1 protein-coding gene is annotated in these 669 nt (G+C 26.6%); it reads left to right on the top strand.

From position 1 onward, the window contains the following. The first annotated feature begins 162 nt into the window (after positions 1 to 162). Positions 163 to 402, top strand: a complete 240-nt coding sequence (locus tag MBORA_RS00630; RefSeq protein WP_052331770.1) for a hypothetical protein — start codon at positions 163 to 165, stop codon at positions 400 to 402. Positions 403 to 669: the final 267 nt, after the last annotated feature.

The following is a 669-nucleotide window of genomic DNA, read 5'->3' on the forward strand; positions in this document are numbered from 1 at the left end:
CTAATTTTTAAAAGTAGTTAATTATAAATATGTGAGAATGTAAATAGTTTAATAAGCACAAAAAACTCAAAACATTCTCACATTTTATTTTTATGTATTTTGTGACACTTAAATGTTTTGGTTTTTGTAGGTTGTTAATAATTTAAGTGTTGTGAATGATTTATGAGTACTGAAACTGAACATGTTGGTTGTATGCAGACTAAATTTGTTTGGTCTGTTTCTGGTGAGAATTTAGATAATAATCATCTTGTTTTTACGATTAAAAAGTTAATTTATTCCTTTAAAAGAGATTTTCCTTTGCTTTTTGATTATGATTTTAATAAGTTTGGTAGACCTAAAGAGTATTTAGCAGAGGAATTATTGGGTTTAATAGTTTATGGTTCTTTTCATAATAAATTATAGTTGTCGTGCTTTGGCTGATTGGGTTTTTAATAATGATGAGTCAGTTAATTATATTTTGAATAATAAGGCTCCTAAAAAATCCACGATTAGTAGTTTTTTACAAGAAAGTAGGGTTTTAATTGGATGCTTTTTTCCAATATATAGTTAGTTTTGGTATGAAAGTTAATTTAATTGATGGAGAGTGTGTTGCTGTTGATGGAACGATTGTTAAAGCAAATGCCAGTAATTTCCGTTTAATTAGAATCGAAGAAATTGAATTTTTGGAAG

This window comes from Methanobrevibacter oralis, from assembly GCF_001639275.1.
GTDB lineage: Archaea > Methanobacteriota > Methanobacteria > Methanobacteriales > Methanobacteriaceae > Methanocatella > Methanocatella oralis.

Excerpts from the sequence above, each read along its gene's own strand:
- MBORA_RS00630 (WP_052331770.1), top strand. The coding sequence starts at position 163 with ATGAGTACTGAAACTGAACATGTTGGTTGTATGCAGACTAAATTTGTT.